Origin of the sequence: Burkholderia sp. FERM BP-3421, from assembly GCF_028657905.1 — a bacterium.
Classification (GTDB): Bacteria; Pseudomonadota; Gammaproteobacteria; order Burkholderiales; family Burkholderiaceae; genus Burkholderia.
In genome coordinates this window covers 661,094-677,567 of the sequence record NZ_CP117781.1, presented here as the reverse complement: position 1 = coordinate 677,567, position 16,474 = coordinate 661,094, and the positions used below count along the sequence as shown (strand labels likewise).

The following is a 16,474-nucleotide window of genomic DNA, read 5'->3' as shown; positions in this document are numbered from 1 at the left end:
CGGCCCAAACCACTACTCGCAGTCCGGTCTTGCAGACCCGGCCGGGCCCAGGCGGCGCGCGGCACGGCGCATCCGCGCCCGCGATTTGCCATCTTCGGCAAAAATCCGGATAAATGCCTATAATCCCGCAACACAATTCCACACCCCTGAACAATCGATGCCGCCCGCGCCCCGTCGCGTGGCGGCCTGCCCTTGTTCCGGCTTTGTTTTCTGGAGGGAGTAATGGACCGGCTTCAGGCCATGCAGGTGTTTACGCGCGTCGTCGATACGAACAGCTTCACCAAGGCGGCCGAAACGCTCGGCCTGCCGCGCGCGTCGGTCACGACCATCATCCAGAATCTCGAAGCGTTCCTCGGCGTGCGGCTCATGCACCGGACCACCCGGCGCCTGTCGCTGACGCCGGACGGCGCCGCGTACTACGAGCGCTGCGTGCGCATCCTCGCGGACGTCGAGGAAACCGAGGCGAGCTTCCAGACCAACAACCGCAAGCCGCACGGCAAGCTGCGCGTCGACATGCCCGGCTCGCTCGGCCGCCTGCTCGTGATTCCGTCGCTGTGCGAATTCCACCAGCGCTATCCGGACATCGACCTCCAGCTCGGCCTCACCGATCGCCCCGTCGACCTGCTGCAGGAAGGCGTCGACTGCGTGATCCGGGTCGGCGCGCTGCAGGATTCCTCGCTCGTCGCGCGCCGGATCGGCCTGTTCGAAGGCGTGACGGTGGCGTCGCCCGCCTACTTCGAACGCTACGGCGAACCGAAGTCGATCGAGGATCTCGATCAACACAAGGCGGTCATGTATTTCTCGCACCGCACCGGCCGCACCTTCGACTGGACCTTCCTGATCGACGGCAAGGAAGTCGAGGTCAAGGTGAACGGCATCGTGTCGGTCAACGACGCGGACGCCTACGTGACCTGCGGCATCGAAGGCTTCGGCCTGATCCAGCCGCCGCTCTTCATGGTGCTGCCGCACCTGCGCGCCGGCACGCTGAAGGAGGTGCTGCCGGGCTACAAGCCGCTGCCGATGCCGATCTCGATCGTCTACCCGCACAGCCGGCATCTGTCGCCGAAGGTGCGCGTGTTCGTCGACTGGATCGCCGAGGTGTTCGACCGCTGCCCGCTGCTGAGCGGCCGGGGCAGCCTCGACGCGACCTGCAGCAAGCGCACCTTCGAGGACGCGGAGCGCGCGCCCGCGCTCGATACGCCGGTGCTCAATGAATGGGTCGCGTAGCAGCGACCCGCCGCGCTACTTGACCCGCCGGCCCCACAGCCGGCCGTATGCGCCCTCGGCGCGGCGGCCGCGTCCGGCGCGGCGCGCGATGCTCAGCGCATCGGTCAGCGTCGCGCGGTGCGATCTCAGATGCGTCGCGCAGCAACGCTCGACGCCCGCGATCTGCACTTTCAGGAACCCGATGGTCTGTTCGACGCCCTTGCGCACGCTCGGGTGCGACTGCGCCAGCAACTGATATTCCGCCATCAGCAGGGCAAACAACTGGCGATGGCGCTGCATCAGCGCCTGCATGCGCATCCGTTCCAGGTCGCCCATCGGCTTCGCACACTGTTCGCCGCTGGGCTGCCGATACAGCGTCGCGCCGAGCGTCGCGAGCCGCTGCGCATCGAGCACGTCCGTGCCGCCCGGCTCGCCGAGCGCAAGCTCGAACTCCCTGGCCTGATGCGGGCTGATCACGAGCACCGCCAGCCCGGCCGCCTGCAACGCGCAAATCGCGTCGAATTCATGCCCGCCGCTCGACTTCACGGCCACGAGCGCCGGCCGCCATGCCGCGACCGCATCGACCAGCCGGTCGATGCCAGCCGGATCGTTCGGATAGCGCCACACGAGCCCGGCGCTGGACACCACGATGTCCAGCATGTCATGCGCCACGTCGACGCCGACGAAGACGTCGTCAGCCATGCCGTTCTCCTTGCCACACGCCGAATGATGAGTCATACGAAACCAATTGCGTCCGCACGATGCACGGTCATGATTGAAAGACGGGCCACGGCGCTCCCGCCCTGCCGCATGGCGTTTCCCGGACCCGGCGGCGGATGAAGTCGCGTGTCGGTCGCGCGACAAAAAATCAGGGAGCCTCGTGCACGGATTGGACGCCGGCAGGTTCACGGCGATCCTCTTCAGGCGCCGCATCGAGCGCGAATTGGTCCCGATCCTTGCCGCGCAGCCAGCGCGGCTCCTTGCCGACGCCAGACCAGGTTTCGCCCGTTTCCGGATTGAAATACTTGGCGCGACGCTTTCGCGTCGCGCCATTCGACTCATCCGGGAACAGATCGCTTTGCGTAAATCCGAACTCCTGGATGCATTGTCGGATTTCCGCGAGCACCGCGGTGGCAATGATGACGCGCTCCCGGCTCAGTTGATCCTCGAGCAGCGCCTTCTTCTCCATATATGACTCGTAGACCATCATGGCTCGCCTCGACCCAGCCACGCATCCCATCGCGGGCAGCGCCTGGAGGACGGGAGCTGTTGAGGAAAGCGTAGCAGCGGCACTTTCGGCTATTGACAACTTTTGTCAACAGTGCTTACACGACCAGCAGTTTTACTCATCGAAACAATTTGTTTCGGAAGATTCAATGTTCATAAACGTTGACAATTTCGCCTAGCCTTCAATGCGACCATTTCGGCGAGGAAAATGTCAAGCCCCGGCCCAGTTCTCCAACCGAATCATCCCACGAAAAGTCTGCCCATGCCGATCGAGAATTTAAGACAGGATTACGAAATATTATGAAAATCTTATATCTCGAGGACGATATCGCTTATATCGCTCTGGTCAGATCGATCTTGGTGGAACTGGGCCATCACGTGCACGCGGTGCGCGACGGGTGCGAGGCCATTCGCCATCTGGAAAGCGAGGTTGCGGACCTGCTGATCCTCGACTGGCAGGTGCCGGGCCTGTCCGGGCTCGAAGTGCTGGCCTGGGTGCGCGAGCGCATCGGCCCGCATCTGCCGATCCTGTTCCTGAGCAGCCGGGCGCGCGACGACGAGATTCTCGAGGCCATCAATACGGGCGCGGACGACTACCTCGTGAAGCCGGTCAACCGGTGCGAACTGATCGCGCGCATCAACGCGCTGGCGCGCCGTGCATATCCGAAGCTCGGCGAGCAAAGCAACACGATCGAGATCGGCGGCTACCGGATCGACACGAAATACCGCACTGCCCAGCTGCATGGCGAGCCGGTCAAGCTGACGCCGCGCGAGTTCGAGATCGTCGCGCTGCTGTTTCGCAACGTCGACCGGGTCATGCCACGCGACGCCCTGATCCGTTCGATCTGGGGGCGCGACCTGGGCGCCGTGTCGCGCAGCCTCGACACGCACATCTATCGGATCCGGGCCAAGCTCTCGATCCACGCGGGCAACGGCGTGCGGTTGCGCACCATCTACACGCACGGCTACCGGCTCGAAGCCATGTGACGCGCCCGCGCGCTCGTACTCAACCCAGCAGTGCCTGGATGTCGCGATAGAGCGGACCCGGCACCCGCACACCCTGCGCGAGACTGCGTGCGCGGGCCGCGAAGCGGCGCTGCGACGGCAGGCGCGCGCCCTGCCCGGCGATCGCCTCCAGCAAGCGCTCCGCGCGCGCCTGCCCCTCGTCGCGTCGCGCGCCGAGGAACACGTCGGGATCGAACGCGATCAGCAACTCGCCGTGGCAAGGCGTCGCGCCGACGCCTGCGTCGAACGCCAGTGATTCCATGCTCGTGAAATCGCCGATCAACGCACCCGCGAGCAACTCGATCATCGCCGCCAGCGCCGAGCCCTTGTGTCCGCCGAAGGTCCGCATCGCGCCCTGGAGCGCCGCGCGCGCATCGGTGGTCGGCCGGCCGTGCGCGTCGATCGCCCATTCCGGCGGGATCGGCCGGCCGGTGCGTGCGTGCAGCTCGATGTCGCCGCGCGCGATCGCGCTCGTCGCGAAATCGAACACGAACGGCTCGCCGTATGGCTCGCCGCCGGGCCGGGGCCAAGCGAACGCCAGCGGATTCGTGCCGAACACCGGCCGCGCGCCGCCTTCCGGCGCGACCCACGCATGGCTCGGACACATCGCGAGCGCGGCCAGCCCATGCGCGGCGAGCGCCTCCACCTCCGGCCACAGCGCCGAAAAATGGAAACAGCGATTGATCGCCAGCGCCGCGATGCCCTGGGCGCGCGCGCGCTCGACCAGCGCCGGCAAGCCCAGTTCGAACGCGAGCAGCGAGTAGCCGCGCTGCGCGTCGACCGATACGACGCCGCCCGCAAGCGTGCGCAGGATCGGCTCCGCGCGCGGATCGACCTGGCCTTCGCGCAGCGAACGCACGCAGACCAGCAGGCGATAGATGCCGTGCGAGTGGCACTCGTCGCGCTGGCATCGGGTGATCACGCGGGCGATCGCGCGCGCGTGCGCGTCCGACATGCCGTGGTGCGTGAGCACCTCGAATGACAGCCGCTCGACTTCGTCGAGCGACAAGACGACTTCGTCCTGTTTCGCGGCGTCATGCATCGCGCGTCTCCGCAGCTTGATCGACACCGTTCACGCGGCGCGCGATGCCGAGCGGATTGCCGTCGCGCAGCGCGGTCGGCAGGCAGTCCGCCGGGAAATCCTGGTAGCACACGGGCCGCAGGAAGCGCTCGATCGCCCGGCTGCCCACCGACGTCGTGCGCGCATCCGACGAGGCGGGAAACGGGCCGCCGTGCACCATCGCATCGCAGACCGCGACCCCCGTGCCGAAGCCATTCGCGAGAATCCGCCCCGCGCGCCTTTCGAGCAGCGGCAGCAAGGCGCCGAACGCGGCAGCGTCCGAATCGTCCGCGTGCACCGCGATCGTCAGCTGACCTTCGAGCGATGCCAGCAGCGCATGCAGCGCCGCCTCGTCGGAACAGCGCACGATCAGCGACGCCGCGCCGAATACTTCGTCGCGCAGCGCGGCGTCACGCATGAACGTCTCGGCCGCGGTCGCGAACAGCGCGGCGCGCGCCGTATGCGGGCCGCCCGCCGCGCCGGTCGCGAGCGCGACCACGCCGGCGCTTGCGGCGCGCGCCTCGACCGCCGCGCGATAGGCGGCGTCGATCGCGGGCGTCAGCATCGTCGCGGCGGGCGCGGCGTCGAGCGCGGCCGCGGCCGCCTGCTCGAACGCGCGCAACGCCGGCCCGTCGACCGCCAGTACGAGGCCCGGATTGGTGCAGAACTGCCCGGCGCCCAGCGTCAACGAGGCGACGAACTGCTGCGCGATCGTCGCCGCCCGCGCGGCGAGCGCGCCCGGCAACAGCAGCACGGGGTTCACCGCGCTCATCTCCGCATAGACCGGAATCGGCTCCGCACGCGCGGCCGCGATCCGCATCAGCGCCGCGCCGCCCGCGCGCGAGCCGGTGAACCCGACCGCCTTGATGCGCGGATCGGCGGCCAGCGCCTGGCCGATCGCGTGCCCCGCGTCGAACAGCAGCGCGAACACGCCTTCCGGCATCCCGCACGCGCGCGCGGCGCGCTGGATCGCCCGGCCGACCAGTTCAGAGGTGCCCGGATGCGCGGGATGCGCCTTCACGATCACCGGGCAACCGGCCGCCAGCGCCGACGCGGTGTCACCGCCCGCCACCGAGAACGCGAGCGGGAAATTCGACGCGCCGAATACCGCCACCGGCCCGAGCGCGATGTTGCGCAGGCGCAGGTCGTTGCAAGGCAGCGGCATGCGCAGCGGCGCGCCGCCCGGATCCGCGTTGTCGATGCGCGCGCCGAGGTAGCCGCCTTCGCGCAGGAGCGTCGCGAACATCGCGAGCTGGCCGACCGTGCGCGCGCGCTCGCCCTCGATGCGCGCGCGCGGCAGGCCGGTCTCGGCGCAGCAGCGCTCGACGAGCGCGTCGCCGAGCGCGACGAGTTCCGCGCCGATCGCGTCGAGAAACGCCGCGCGCGCCGCGGGCGGCGTCTCCCGATACGCATCGAACGCCGCGTCGGCGAGCCGGCAGGCGGTATCGAGATCGGCCGGCGTCGCGCCGCCGAACGCGGGCGCGAGCGCCTCGCCGGTGGCGGCCGCGATCGCGTGAAAGGTGCCGTTCGCGCCGAACGCGGCCGCGCGGCCGATCAGTTGCTTGCCTTCAATGACCATGCTCTCTTCCTCGGGTCGGATGCGCGGCCCGCCAGGCCGCGCCGTGGTGGCGGAGGACGGCGCATTCATTCGTCGTCCTCCAGTTCAAGCCGGGCCGGCACGCCGGTCGCCGCGCCCCAGTAGTAGATGACGATCGCGATCAGCGCGACCGCGAGCGTGTCGTAAGGATGCGCAAGCACGCCGATGCCGCCGAAGCTGCCGAGATACGACGCGCCGACGATCAGCGCATAGAACGCGATCAGCCACAGCGACGCGCGCACCTGCCGCGCGAGGCTCAGCTGCCCGGTCGGCACGTGGCGGCCGCAGCCGAGATAGACGACGAACAGCGCGATCTGCAGGCCGAGCAGCCAGGACACCGTGCCCCAGCCAGACCAGTAGACGATCAGCGCGGCGACGATGAACGACAGCGGGCCGAGCACCGCGAAGCCGGCGGCGCGAAACGGCCGGGGCAGCTCGGGGGCGGTGCGGCGCAGCGCGGCGACCGACACCGGCGCGACCGCATAGCTGAGCACCAGCGCGGCCGACACGACGTTGATCAGCACCTCCCAGGACGGGAACGGCAGCGTCCAGAACACCGACAGCCCGAAGGTCAGCCACAGGCCCGGGCGCGGAATGCCCGAACGCGCGTCGATGCGCGTGAAGACCTTGAAGAAGGTGCCGCTCTTCGCCCAGCCGTAGACCACGCGCGGCGTCGCGTTCATGTAGATGTTGCCGCAGCCGCTCGGCGAGATCATCGCGTCGGCCACCACCATGTAGGCGAGCCAGCCGACGCCGAGCACGAGCGCGATGTCGCGGTACGGCAGCGAGAACGCGTGGCCGATGCCCTGCCAGCCGCCCGCGAGCATCCCGGTCGGCACGCCGCCGAGGAACGCGAGTTGCAGCAGCACGTAGATCAGCGTAGACAGCAGCACCGACAGGATCAGCGCGATCGGGATCGTGCGCTGCGGCTCGCGCACCTCGCTCGCGACCGAGATGATCGGCGTGAGGCCCAGGTACGCGAAGATCACGCCGCCCGCCGACACGGCCATCTCGACGCCGGACAGGCCGAACGGCGCGAAGCCGGCGACGGTCAGGTTGGCCGGCTTGAAGAACATGAACAGCACGCCGATCACCGACAGCGGCACGATGAACTTGAACAGGCTGATCAGGTTGTTGGCGGTCGCGAAGGTCTTGACGCTCGAATAGTTGAGCAGGAAGAACACGCCCAGCAGCGCGAACTGCAGCAGCCAGCCCGCGACGGTCGGGTTGTTGCCGCCCGCGACGGTGAGGCCGGGGAACCAGGCGGCCGCGTACTGCCGCGCGGCCACCACCTCGATCGCGATCAGACTCGAAAACGCGATCAGCGTGATGAAGCCCATCAGGTAACCGAGCAGCGGGCCGTGCGAATACACGGGGTAGCGCACCACGCCGCCCGCGCGCGGCAGCGCCGCGCCCAGCTCGCAGTAGACGATGCCGAGCAGCAGCACCGCGACGCCGCCGAGGATCCACGAGAAGATGCCGGCGGGCCCGGCGATCGAGGCGACGTGGCTCGCCGCGAACAACCAGCCGGATCCGAAGATGGCGCCGAGACCGATGAAGGTGAGATCGGTCAGCGACAGCCGCTTCTGGAATTTGCCTTGTGTTGCCATGAGGAAGATGCCTTGTATCGGAACCGCGATGACAGGCAGACGGGCACCCGCCCACGCGGCGCGTGAGCGCCCGTGGGTTTCGCGACATCGGAGAGGCGGCGACGGGAGGACGGCCGCGGGAACGGGGCGCGTCTGTCGAACGCGCGCGGGCGGGGGAACACCGCGCGCCGGGGCGCTTACAGCCCCACGTCGGGCAGGGTCGGCCGCTCGGCGAGCGCCTTCGCGACGATCGCCTTCACCTCGGCCAGCGTCTCGCCCTGCAGCGCGAGGCGCGGCGGGCGCGTGACGGCGCTGCCGCGTCCGACCAGCTCCTCGCACAGCTTGATGCACTGAACGAGATCGGGGCGCGCGTCGAGATGCAGCAGCGGCATGAACCAGCGATACAGCGCGAGCGCCTCGTCGAAGCGCCGTTGCATCGCGAGACGGAACAGCGTCTCGCCTTCCTTCGGGAACGCATTCGACATCCCCGACACCCAGCCTTGCGCGCCGACCGCGAGACTTTCGACCACCACGTCGTCGAGCCCCGCGAACAGCACGAAGCGATCGCCCACCGCGTTGCGGATATCGATGAAGCGGCGCGTGTCGCCCGACGAATCCTTGAAGTAGACGATGTTCTCGCAATCCTGCAGCGCGATCAGCACGTCGGGCGTCACGTCGTTCTTGTAGATCGGCGGATTGTTGTAGACCATCACCGGCAGGTCGGTGCTCGTCGCGACCGCGCGGAAGTGCGCGGCCGTTTCGTGGGTCTTCGCGGAATAGACGAGCGCCGGCATCACCATCACGCCGTCGACGCCGGCGCGCGCGGCCTCGCGCACCGTGTCGCACGCGAAGGCCGTGGTGAATTCCGCGATGCCCGCGATCACCGGCACGCGGCCGGCCGCCGCGTCGCGCGCGGCCTCGATCACCGCGAGTTTCTCGGCCGTCTTCAGCGAGGTGTTCTCGCCGACCGTGCCGCAGACCACGAGGCCCGACACGCCGTCCTTGACGAGATTGGCCATCACGCGATGCGTCGCTTCGAGATCGAGCGAGAAGTCCGCCTTGAATTGGGTGCTGACGGCGGGGAAAACGCCGCTCCAGTACTCGGTGCGATGGTTCATCAATGTCTCCTCGAATGGGTAGGGGGCGCGGAATGGCTCCGGACTGTCGACAAGTATCCGCTCGCGGCGCAGCGGCGGCTTGTGACTTTTCCCGCTCGTGGAAGATGAAATCGGCACAGTGCGCGGGGCCTCGCGGCAGGCCGGCGCGACGCGCGACGCTGCGCCGGCAAGCATGGTGCGCCTTGCCGCAAGGCTTGGCGCAAGCCTCGTGCGCAAGCGCTCGACCGGCCGGCAAACACGCCGGTGCGCCCTTTTCGCACGGCCCGCGCGCGTCAATCGGCACAGCGTCCGGCGCGCGCCGGGCGCATCGCTCACGAGGGTGCGCGACGATGCCCCCACCCGCGACGCGGATATCGATTGTTCCAACTTCGCGACAATTCAATTCGCTCGCCGGCCATTTATCGATGCTGCACCTGCACCTAAATTACCCCCTGTCGCGCGGGAAAACCTCCATCGCGCATCGAATCGACAGGAGTTGCATCATGAAACGCAGCAGTCTCTTCGCCGCCGTCGCCCTTGCGCTGACGGTTTCCGCACCGGCCTTCGCGGAAGGCGGCATCGGCCTCACCGGCGCATATGGCGACAACGCGTGGCACGGCAAGAGCACCCGCAGCCGCGCCTAAGTGCGCGCGGAACTCGAACAGGCGCAGCAGGACGGCTCGCTTGATGCGATGCGCAAGACCACCTCGTATCCGCAAGGCGTCGAGTTGGCCCGCCGCGCCTATCGTCCCGATCCCGACGCCAATCAGCTCGCGGGCGCGGGCCGGTAAACGCCGTGGGCCGCGCGTCGGGTCGCCCGACGCGCGGCCCACGCCGCTCCACAGCAACTTCATCGCGTCACGTCTTTCCTTCAAGGGTTACGACCATGAACGAACCGTCTCCTTCGCCGCTCGATCAATGGGACAGCACGATCCCCGTCTGGACGCCGTTCCGCCCGACGGCCGGCCGCTGAGCGCGACGACGGCCGCCGCCGCGCTCAACGGCGCGGCACGCCGTCGCGCCAGGCGCTCCAGTGCGTGACGATGTCCTGCACGAGCGGGTTGCCCGCCAGATACAGGTTCGCGGTCGCGAGCGGGAAGCCGCCCTGGTCCGCATAGTTGAGCAGATTGTCCGCGCTGGTCTGGCCCGCGTGCGGCCGATCGAAATCGGAACCGGTGCGCAGCACCGCCACGCGATTCAGATCCACCCGCTTCACGCTCGCCGCGCGCTTGAGCGCTTCGAAGGTCGCGTTGTCTTCCTGCGCCGTCATGCAATACGTGCCCTTGCCGTCGGTCAGGATCCTGGTCCATTCTCGCGCGCGCTCGCCGAGCAGCGTGCCCGAGAACCACGTGTTGCCCGACGACGTGTCGCACTGGATCACCGTCGGCGGCTGGTTCGCGGGCGCGTAGTCGAACTTCGCGCGCGCCGCCTGCGCCTGCGGGCTGTCCGATAGCGTGACGTTGCGCGACAGTGCGTAGGCGGCGTCCGCGAGCTGCGGGTTGAGCTGGAACACTTCGTTGCGGTAGTCGAGCGGCGGCTTTTCCGTCGGGTTCTTCGTGTTGATGCCGAGATAGCCGCCGCTCCAGCCGGCCGGGATCTCGCGCGCATCGAGTTCCCACTGGATCCCGAAGTCGACCAGATACTTCGCCCATGCGGCGGAGCCGAGCGTGCCGCGCGCCGGATCGACGCCCGCGATGCCCGAGATCAGGAAATAGGTGCGGCGCAGGTCGAAACGCTGCGAGAACGTGAGCGCCATGATCGACGACGCCGCGTTCGCGTAGCCCATGCCGGTCGTCACGACGCAGACGTCCTGCTTGTTGCAGTGAACGGCCGGATAGTCGGGCGACAGGCCGGGCACCGACACGGTCTTCCACGGCCCGAGCTTGTCGAGCCAGGCCTGCCCTTCGGGGCCGAACATCGTGATGATCATCACCTTCACCGGGCGGCCCTGCGCGGCGGCGGCGGCGCCGGCGCCGGCGTCGCGGCCGGTGTCCTGGGCGAAGGCGGAGACGGCCGAACAGGCGGCCAGCGTGAAGACTGCGGCGGACAGAATCGATCGAGTCAGCATCGGCGTTCCTTTGTCGATTGTTGTTGGAAGCTGGGGGAAGACGTGCGGCACGGCGTGTCATGGCCCGCGCGCAGTATAGAACGGTGGCGCGCGCGATGGATTCGGCAGGGCGCGGGGGGTAGGCCGTCGCGGGGGGCTGTTGCGGCGGAGCCGTTGCGGTGAGGTCGATACAGGGGCTGTGACGGCACCGCCGTGATAATTGGAAGGAGCGCGCGCCGGACGACCTGGGATGCAATGCGCCCGTCAATGACGGGCGCGAAATCACCGAGCCCGGTACTCGACACGCCAGTCCGCCGCCAGCCAAGCGCGGTCGGCTAGACGCGGTCGGCCAGACGCGGTCGGCCAGACACACAACCGAACGCCCCCGCCCAGCCGCACCGGCGAGCCTCGCGCCCCACCACCCTACTTCCGCGCGGCAGCGCCTGAAAGCCGCCGCGCCCGCAACGTCAGGCGACGTCGACGCGCGCAGGCCCGTCCGACATCTCGCCGATCACGGCCGCGCGATCGAAGCCGTCGGCGCGGAAGCACGCGAGAACATCGTCGACCGCTTCCGGCGCGCACGCGACGAGCAGGCCGCCGGACGTCTGCGGATCGGTCAGCAGCGCCTGCGCGACGGGCGGCAGGCTGTCGGCGAGCCGCACCTCGGCGCCGTACGAGGTCCAGTTGCGACCCGATGCGCCGGTGAACACGCCGTCGGCGACGAACGCCTCGACCCCCGCGAGCCACGGCAGCGACGCGTAATGCACGCGCGCGGTGAGGTGCGCGCCGCGCGCCAGTTCGAGCGTATGGCCGAGCAGCCCGAAGCCCGTGACGTCGGTCAGCGCATGCACGCCCGGCAGGGCGGCAAGCTCCGTGCCCGGCCGGTTCAGCTTGGTGGTCGTCGCAACCATCTGCGCGTAGCCCGCGGCGTCGAGCTGGTTCTTCTTCAACGCCGCCGACAACACGCCGACGCCGAGCGGCTTGCCGAGCACGAGCACGTCGCCCGCGCGCGCGGCCGCATTGCGTTTCACGCGCGACGGATGCACGACGCCGATCGCCGCGAGCCCGTAGATCGGTTCGACCGAGTCGATCGAATGGCCGCCCGCGACCGGAATGCCCGCGTCCGCGCACACCGATTCGCCGCCGCGCAGCACGGCCGCGATCGTCTCGTGCGGCAGCACGTTGATCGGCATCCCGACCAGCGCGAGCGCGAGGATCGGCTTGCCGCCCATCGCGTACACGTCGGACAGCGCGTTGGTCGCGGCGATCCGGCCGAAGTCGAACGGATCGTCGACGATCGGCATGAAGAAGTCGGTGGTCGCGACGATCGCCTGCTCGTCGTTCAGCCGGTAGACGGCCGCATCGTCCGAGGTCTCGGTGCCGACCAGCAGGTCGGGGAACAGCGCGGGCGGCGCATTGCGCTTCAGCAACTCGGACAGCACGCCCGGCGCGATCTTGCAGCCGCAGCCGCCGCCATGCGACAGGCTCGTGAGGCGCGGCGGCGCGGCGTCGGGGCGGGTGGAGTCAGTCATGGCGAGGTTCCGGAAAAGAGATAAACGCTCTATTATCGGCAATCCCGCGCAAGCGCGCGCGGCGCCCGCCGCAAAATTCCCGGCCCCGCCATCCCCCGCAGCCGTTCATGGATCATCGTTTCGTCGCGCTCGTCCTGCTGTCCGCGTTGTTGCACGCCGTCTGGAATGCGTTCCTCCACGTCAGCGAGGACCGCGTCGTGCAGCTCGGCACGATGTCCCTGCCCTATCTCGCGGCCGGCCTTGCCGGCGCGCTGCTGCTGCCCTTGCCGCCCCCGGCGGCGTGGCCTTATGTCGCGGCCTCGGCGCTGCTCGAACTGGGCTATTGCGCCGCGCTGCTGCGCGCCTACCGGCGCGGCGAGTTCAGCGAGATCTACCCGATCGCGCGCGGGCTGTCGCCGCTCCTCGTCACCGGCCTCGCGTTCGCGCTGCTCGGCGAACGGCCGACGCCCGCCGCGCTCGCGGGCATCGCCTGCGTATCGGCCGGCATCATGTCGCTCGCGCTCCGGCGCGGCCGCCATCCGGCCGGCGACAGCGTGCCGTACGCGCTGCTGACGGGCGCCTTCATCGCCGCCTATTCGGTCGTCGACGGCATCGGTGTACGGATCGCGGGTGACCCGCTCGCGTACATCGCCTGGGTCTACCTGCTGTGGAACGCGCCGCAGCTCGCGCTGATCTGCGCGCTGCGCGGCCCGCGCACGCTGCTCGCCGCGCGCGGCGCGCTCGGGCGCGGCATGCTGGCCGGCACGCTCGCGCTCAGCGCCTATGCGATCGTGACGCTCGCGTACCGGCGCCTGCCGGTCGCGACCGTCTCCGCGCTGCGCGAGACGAGCCCGATCTTCGCGCTCGCGATCGGCTGGTCCGCGCTGCGCGAACGACCGACCCCGCGACGGCTCGTCGCGTGCGCGCTCGTGGTGGCAGGCGCGGCGCTGATCCGGCTTTAGACGGAACCGACGCGCGCCCGCGGCCCGCCGGTCAGAACTTGTGGCGGATGCCCGTCACCGCGACGATCTGCGTACGCGTGCTCGACGGGTTCGAGATCCCTTCGATCGCGGCCACCGCGTTCGACGACGCGCGCTGGTAGAAGGCATTCACGTAGACATCGGTGCGCTTCGACAGGAAGTACTGCGCGCCGACGCTCGTCTGCAGGTAGTGCGAGCTGGGCTTCGGCCCCTGCGACGCGAGCACCTGCGTGTAGGTCTCGCCGAGCGCGAACTGCAACGCGGGCGTCATCAGATAGCGCACGCTGCCCTCGTAGTTGTTGAAGCGCACCGCGCCGCCCGTCTGCAGGTTGAACAACGAACTCGTGTAGAGCAGCCCGAACGTCGCGGGCCCCCATGCGTAGGTGCCGCCCGCGCCCCAGATCTGCTGGCGCGCCACGCCCTTGATGAACGTGTAGTAGTTGTCGGACGCCACCGCGCCGGTCGTGTCGAGCGCCGGATGATCGACGCGCACGTAGGCCGCGCCGAGTTGCAGCGGCCCGTTCCCGTAGCTCGCGCCCAGGCTCCACACGCGGTTCTGGGCGAACGCGGTCGAGTTCGAGAAGCCGTACAGGCCGATCGCGCGCAGGCCGTACCAGGTGGGCGTCTGGTACTGCACCGAGTTGTTGGTGCGGAACGTGTTGTTGAGGTCGTCGGTGTCGAACGGATGCAGCGCGTACTGCGTGAGCGCGGTGCTCGCGCCGATCTGCAGCGGCTCCAGCACTTCCTGCGCCGCGTTGTACTGGCGGCCCATCGTCAGCGTGCCCCAGCGGTCGTTGTCCAGCCCCACGTAGGCGCGGCGCCCGAACAGCCGGCCGCCCTGGCTCGCTGCGCCGGTCTCGATGTTGAAGCCGTTCTCGAGCCGGAACACCGCGCGCGTTCCGCCGCCGAGATCCTCCTTGCCGACCAGCCCCCAGCGCGTACCCTGCTCGTTGCCGCCCGTCGCCTGCCATGCGGCATGCCCGTTCTGGTTGTTCGTATACGTGATCCCCGAATCGACGACGCCATACAGCGTCACGCTCGACTGCGCCTGCGCGCAGGTCGCCCCCGTCGCGCCCGCCATACCGGCCAACACGATCGCCATGCCTTTCCGTTTCATCTCCGACCCCTTATTAGATTGAATATGGGGAGCGATTTATTTCGCTCACAACGTGTTTTATTTAATAAAACATCGTCTTATTTATTGTTCAATCTGGCGATTTGATGCGTCAAGCCATGCCAAAAATCGCCTACGGGAGTCGCACCGATCTGGTTCTGAAAGCGTTTCGAAGAATGAAACAAGTCCAATAACGACAGCCATTACAGCCCGATCATCACGCATCGCCGCGCCGCCGTAAAAAGCCCTTGACCGCGATTTTCTGCCGTTGTGAAATATTGATACGCTGTTTTATTCATTAAAACAAACGGACGAGACGCTCCAAGAAACTAGGTAAAGAACCTGATCTCCATGCTGACGTTTAATTGCAACAACACGCACGCCGGCGAATCGCCCGCGTATTTCGTCGCGCAGCCGACCGCGCCCGCCCTGCCGATCGTCGTCGATTCGCCGCACAGCGGCATCGCGTATCCGCCCGACTTCCGCCCCGTCGCGCCGGACGATGCGATCCGCACGACGTGGGATGCGTACGTCGACGAACTGTGGAGCGGCGCCGCCGCGCGCGGCGGCACGCTGCTCGGCGCGACGTTCCCGCGCGCCTACATCGATCCGAACCGCGCGGAAACCGACATCGACGCCACGCTGCTCGCCGAGCCGTGGCCCGAGCCGCTTTCCCCGCAGCCGTACACGCAGCGCGGCATGGGGCTGATCCGGCGCGACGCGCTGCCCGGCGTGCCGCTGTACGACCGCAAGCTGTCGCTCGCCGACGTGCGCCGCCGGATCGACGCGTACTACCGGCCGTACCGCCGGGCGCTCGCCGGCATCGCCGAGCCGCTGCATGCCGCGCATCGCGCGCTGTGGCACATCGATTGCCACTCGATGAAATCGCGCGGCAACGCGATGAACGTCGACGCGGGCGCGCTGCGGCCGGATGTCGTCGTCAGCGACCGGCGCGGCGCGACCGCCGACCCGGCCTTCACCGCCTGGACCGCGCAGTGGTTCGCCGACGCCGGCTACCGCGTGCAGATCAACGACCCGTACCAGGGCGGCGACCTGCTGACCGCGCTCGCCGATCCGGCGCGGCAGCGCCACAGCATCCAGATCGAATTCAACCGCGCGCTGTACATGGACGAGGCCGCGTTCGCGAAGCACGCGGGCTTCGACGCGCTGAAGCGCTCGGTCGACGCCTACCTCGATGCGCTCGCCGATTACGTGCGCGCACGCCTCGCCTCGCCGGGAGACACCCCATGACAACCTACATCGTCGACGCCGTCGACAGCGCGTTGAAGCTGCTGAGCTACGTCGCCGAGCACCCGAACCTCGGCGTGACCGAGCTGGCGTCGCAGCTCGGCATCAACAAGTCGCGCACCTACCGGATGCTGTGCACGCTCGAACTGCATCGCTTCGTCGTGCAGGACGCGCACACGTCCACCTACGCGCTCGGCCCGCAGGCATTCGTGATCGGCGTGGCCGCGTCGCAGCAGAACGCGCTCGTGCGCGCCGCGCACCGGCACATGCTCGCCCTCAACCAGGCGATCAACGAGACCATCGTGCTGCGCGTGCGCGAAGGGCTCGAATCGGTGTGCGTCGCGCGTTGCGAAACGACGCACGCGGTGCGCACCGTCGGCGCGGTCGGCAACCGCCGCCCGATCAGTTTCGGCGCATCGGGCAAGGTGCTGCTCGCGTTCGCGCCCGACGCGGTGCGCGACGAATATCTCGCGCAGCTGCGCAGGAACGGGCGGGCCGACGACCTGCCGACGTTCGCCGGCGAACTCGACGCGGTCGCGCGCAAGGGCTACGCGGTGAGCAGCGGCGAGGTGACGCCCGGCGCGGTCGGGATCGCGGTGCCGGTGCGCGACCTGACGGGCGGAGCGGTCGCCTCGGTCAGCGTGACGGGCCCCGAGGTGCGCGTGAGCCACGCCGACATTCCCGACTATCTCGAACGCCTGCAGGCGTGCAGCCTCGCCATTTCCGCCGAACTCGGCTACGTCCCGGCGCGCGCCGCGCTGCAACCGGCCTGACGGCCCGCTACTTCATCGAC

General features: G+C 68.7%; 14 protein-coding genes and 1 pseudogene. 6 read left to right on the top strand and 9 right to left on the bottom strand.

Translation table 11 applies throughout. From position 1 onward, the window contains the following. Positions 1–222: 222 nt before the first annotated feature. The gene (gene ceoR, locus Bsp3421_RS06145; RefSeq protein ID WP_273997452.1) at positions 223–1,227 is read left to right on the top strand and encodes a putative multidrug efflux transcriptional regulator CeoR; all 1,005 of its coding nucleotides are present in this window, start codon (positions 223–225) and stop codon (positions 1,225–1,227) included. Between the two features lie 15 nt (positions 1,228–1,242). On the opposite strand, the gene Bsp3421_RS06140 is transcribed toward ceoR, so the two are convergent. Further along, complete coding sequence (locus Bsp3421_RS06140; protein ID WP_273997451.1) at positions 1,243–1,908, bottom strand: IS110 family transposase; 666 nt, start codon at positions 1,906–1,908, stop codon at positions 1,243–1,245. A gap of 166 nt (positions 1,909–2,074) precedes the next feature. Then, entirely contained in the window at positions 2,075–2,416 is a 342-nt protein-coding gene (locus Bsp3421_RS06135) for an H-NS histone family protein (protein WP_273997450.1), read from the bottom strand. 377 nt (positions 2,417–2,793) lie between these two features. Here Bsp3421_RS06135 and Bsp3421_RS06130 point away from each other — a divergent pair, with 377 nt between their 5' ends. Further along, a complete protein-coding gene (locus Bsp3421_RS06130; protein ID WP_273998297.1) occupies positions 2,794–3,420 on the top strand; it encodes a response regulator transcription factor in 627 nt (208 codons plus the stop codon). A 19-nt stretch (positions 3,421–3,439) separates the two neighbouring features. Here Bsp3421_RS06130 and Bsp3421_RS06125 read toward each other — a convergent pair whose 3' ends face one another. From Bsp3421_RS06125 to Bsp3421_RS06110, 4 genes are all read right to left on the bottom strand, one after another. Further along, positions 3,440–4,480 (bottom strand): Ldh family oxidoreductase, encoded by a 1,041-nt coding sequence (locus tag Bsp3421_RS06125; protein WP_273997449.1) that lies wholly within the window; start codon positions 4,478–4,480, stop codon positions 3,440–3,442. Continuing rightward, positions 4,473–6,077 (bottom strand): aldehyde dehydrogenase (NADP(+)), encoded by a 1,605-nt coding sequence (locus Bsp3421_RS06120; protein ID WP_273997448.1) that lies wholly within the window; start codon positions 6,075–6,077, stop codon positions 4,473–4,475. Before Bsp3421_RS06120 ends, Bsp3421_RS06125 begins: the two co-directional genes overlap by 8 nt. Positions 6,078–6,142: 65 nt before the next feature. Further along, positions 6,143–7,705, bottom strand: coding sequence for an APC family permease (locus tag Bsp3421_RS06115; protein WP_273997447.1), 1,563 nt, complete (start codon positions 7,703–7,705; stop codon positions 6,143–6,145). Positions 7,706–7,881: 176 nt separating this feature from the next. Further along, positions 7,882–8,802 (bottom strand): dihydrodipicolinate synthase family protein, encoded by a 921-nt coding sequence (locus Bsp3421_RS06110; RefSeq protein WP_273997446.1) that lies wholly within the window; start codon positions 8,800–8,802, stop codon positions 7,882–7,884. A gap of 482 nt (positions 8,803–9,284) precedes the next feature. Between Bsp3421_RS06110 and Bsp3421_RS06105 the strand changes: the two are divergent. Beyond that, positions 9,285–9,572, top strand: a pseudogene (locus tag Bsp3421_RS06105) (DUF4148 domain-containing protein). A 206-nt stretch (positions 9,573–9,778) separates the two neighbouring features. Here Bsp3421_RS06105 and Bsp3421_RS06100 read toward each other — a convergent pair. Then, complete coding sequence (locus Bsp3421_RS06100; RefSeq protein WP_273997445.1) at positions 9,779–10,849, bottom strand: purine-nucleoside phosphorylase; 1,071 nt, start codon at positions 10,847–10,849, stop codon at positions 9,779–9,781. 446 nt (positions 10,850–11,295) lie between these two features. Then, a complete protein-coding gene (selD, locus tag Bsp3421_RS06095) occupies positions 11,296–12,360 on the bottom strand; it encodes a selenide, water dikinase SelD (RefSeq protein ID WP_273997443.1) in 1,065 nt (354 codons plus the stop codon). A 107-nt stretch (positions 12,361–12,467) separates the two neighbouring features. Between selD and Bsp3421_RS06090 the strand changes: the two genes are divergently transcribed. Further along, positions 12,468–13,301 carry a DMT family transporter gene (locus Bsp3421_RS06090; RefSeq protein WP_273997442.1) on the top strand — a complete coding sequence of 278 codons (834 nt, stop codon included), beginning with the start codon at positions 12,468–12,470 and terminating at the stop codon, positions 13,299–13,301. Positions 13,302–13,332: 31 nt separating this feature from the next. Here the strand turns inward: Bsp3421_RS06090 and Bsp3421_RS06085 are convergent, their stop codons facing one another. Further along, complete coding sequence (locus Bsp3421_RS06085; protein ID WP_273997441.1) at positions 13,333–14,436, bottom strand: porin; 1,104 nt, start codon at positions 14,434–14,436, stop codon at positions 13,333–13,335. A 348-nt stretch (positions 14,437–14,784) separates the two neighbouring features. On the opposite strand from Bsp3421_RS06085, the gene Bsp3421_RS06080 reads away from it, so the two are divergent. Continuing rightward, the gene (locus Bsp3421_RS06080; RefSeq protein WP_273997440.1) at positions 14,785–15,684 is read left to right on the top strand and encodes an N-formylglutamate amidohydrolase; all 900 of its coding nucleotides are present in this window, start codon (positions 14,785–14,787) and stop codon (positions 15,682–15,684) included. After that, positions 15,681–16,454, top strand: coding sequence for an IclR family transcriptional regulator (locus Bsp3421_RS06075; RefSeq protein ID WP_273997439.1), 774 nt, complete (start codon positions 15,681–15,683; stop codon positions 16,452–16,454). Before Bsp3421_RS06080 ends, Bsp3421_RS06075 begins: the two co-directional genes overlap by 4 nt. Positions 16,455–16,474 lie beyond the last annotated feature (20 nt).

Excerpts from the sequence above, each read along its gene's own strand:
- Bsp3421_RS06110 (WP_273997446.1), bottom strand. The coding sequence starts at position 8,802 with ATGAACCATCGCACCGAGTACTGGAGCGGCGTTTTCCCCGCCGTCAGC.
- Bsp3421_RS06080 (WP_273997440.1), top strand. The coding sequence starts at position 14,785 with ATGCTGACGTTTAATTGCAACAACACGCACGCCGGCGAATCGCCCGCG.
- Bsp3421_RS06115 (WP_273997447.1), bottom strand. The coding sequence starts at position 7,705 with ATGGCAACACAAGGCAAATTCCAGAAGCGGCTGTCGCTGACCGATCTC.
- Bsp3421_RS06140 (WP_273997451.1), bottom strand. The coding sequence starts at position 1,908 with ATGGCTGACGACGTCTTCGTCGGCGTCGACGTGGCGCATGACATGCTG.
- ceoR (WP_273997452.1), top strand. The coding sequence starts at position 223 with ATGGACCGGCTTCAGGCCATGCAGGTGTTTACGCGCGTCGTCGATACG.
- Bsp3421_RS06125 (WP_273997449.1), bottom strand. The coding sequence starts at position 4,480 with ATGCATGACGCCGCGAAACAGGACGAAGTCGTCTTGTCGCTCGACGAA.
- Bsp3421_RS06075 (WP_273997439.1), top strand. The coding sequence starts at position 15,681 with ATGACAACCTACATCGTCGACGCCGTCGACAGCGCGTTGAAGCTGCTG.
- Bsp3421_RS06090 (WP_273997442.1), top strand. The coding sequence starts at position 12,468 with ATGGATCATCGTTTCGTCGCGCTCGTCCTGCTGTCCGCGTTGTTGCAC.
- Bsp3421_RS06120 (WP_273997448.1), bottom strand. The coding sequence starts at position 6,077 with ATGGTCATTGAAGGCAAGCAACTGATCGGCCGCGCGGCCGCGTTCGGC.
- Bsp3421_RS06085 (WP_273997441.1), bottom strand. The coding sequence starts at position 14,436 with ATGAAACGGAAAGGCATGGCGATCGTGTTGGCCGGTATGGCGGGCGCG.
- Bsp3421_RS06135 (WP_273997450.1), bottom strand. The coding sequence starts at position 2,416 with ATGATGGTCTACGAGTCATATATGGAGAAGAAGGCGCTGCTCGAGGAT.
- Bsp3421_RS06100 (WP_273997445.1), bottom strand. The coding sequence starts at position 10,849 with ATGCTGACTCGATCGATTCTGTCCGCCGCAGTCTTCACGCTGGCCGCC.
- selD (WP_273997443.1), bottom strand. The coding sequence starts at position 12,360 with ATGACTGACTCCACCCGCCCCGACGCCGCGCCGCCGCGCCTCACGAGC.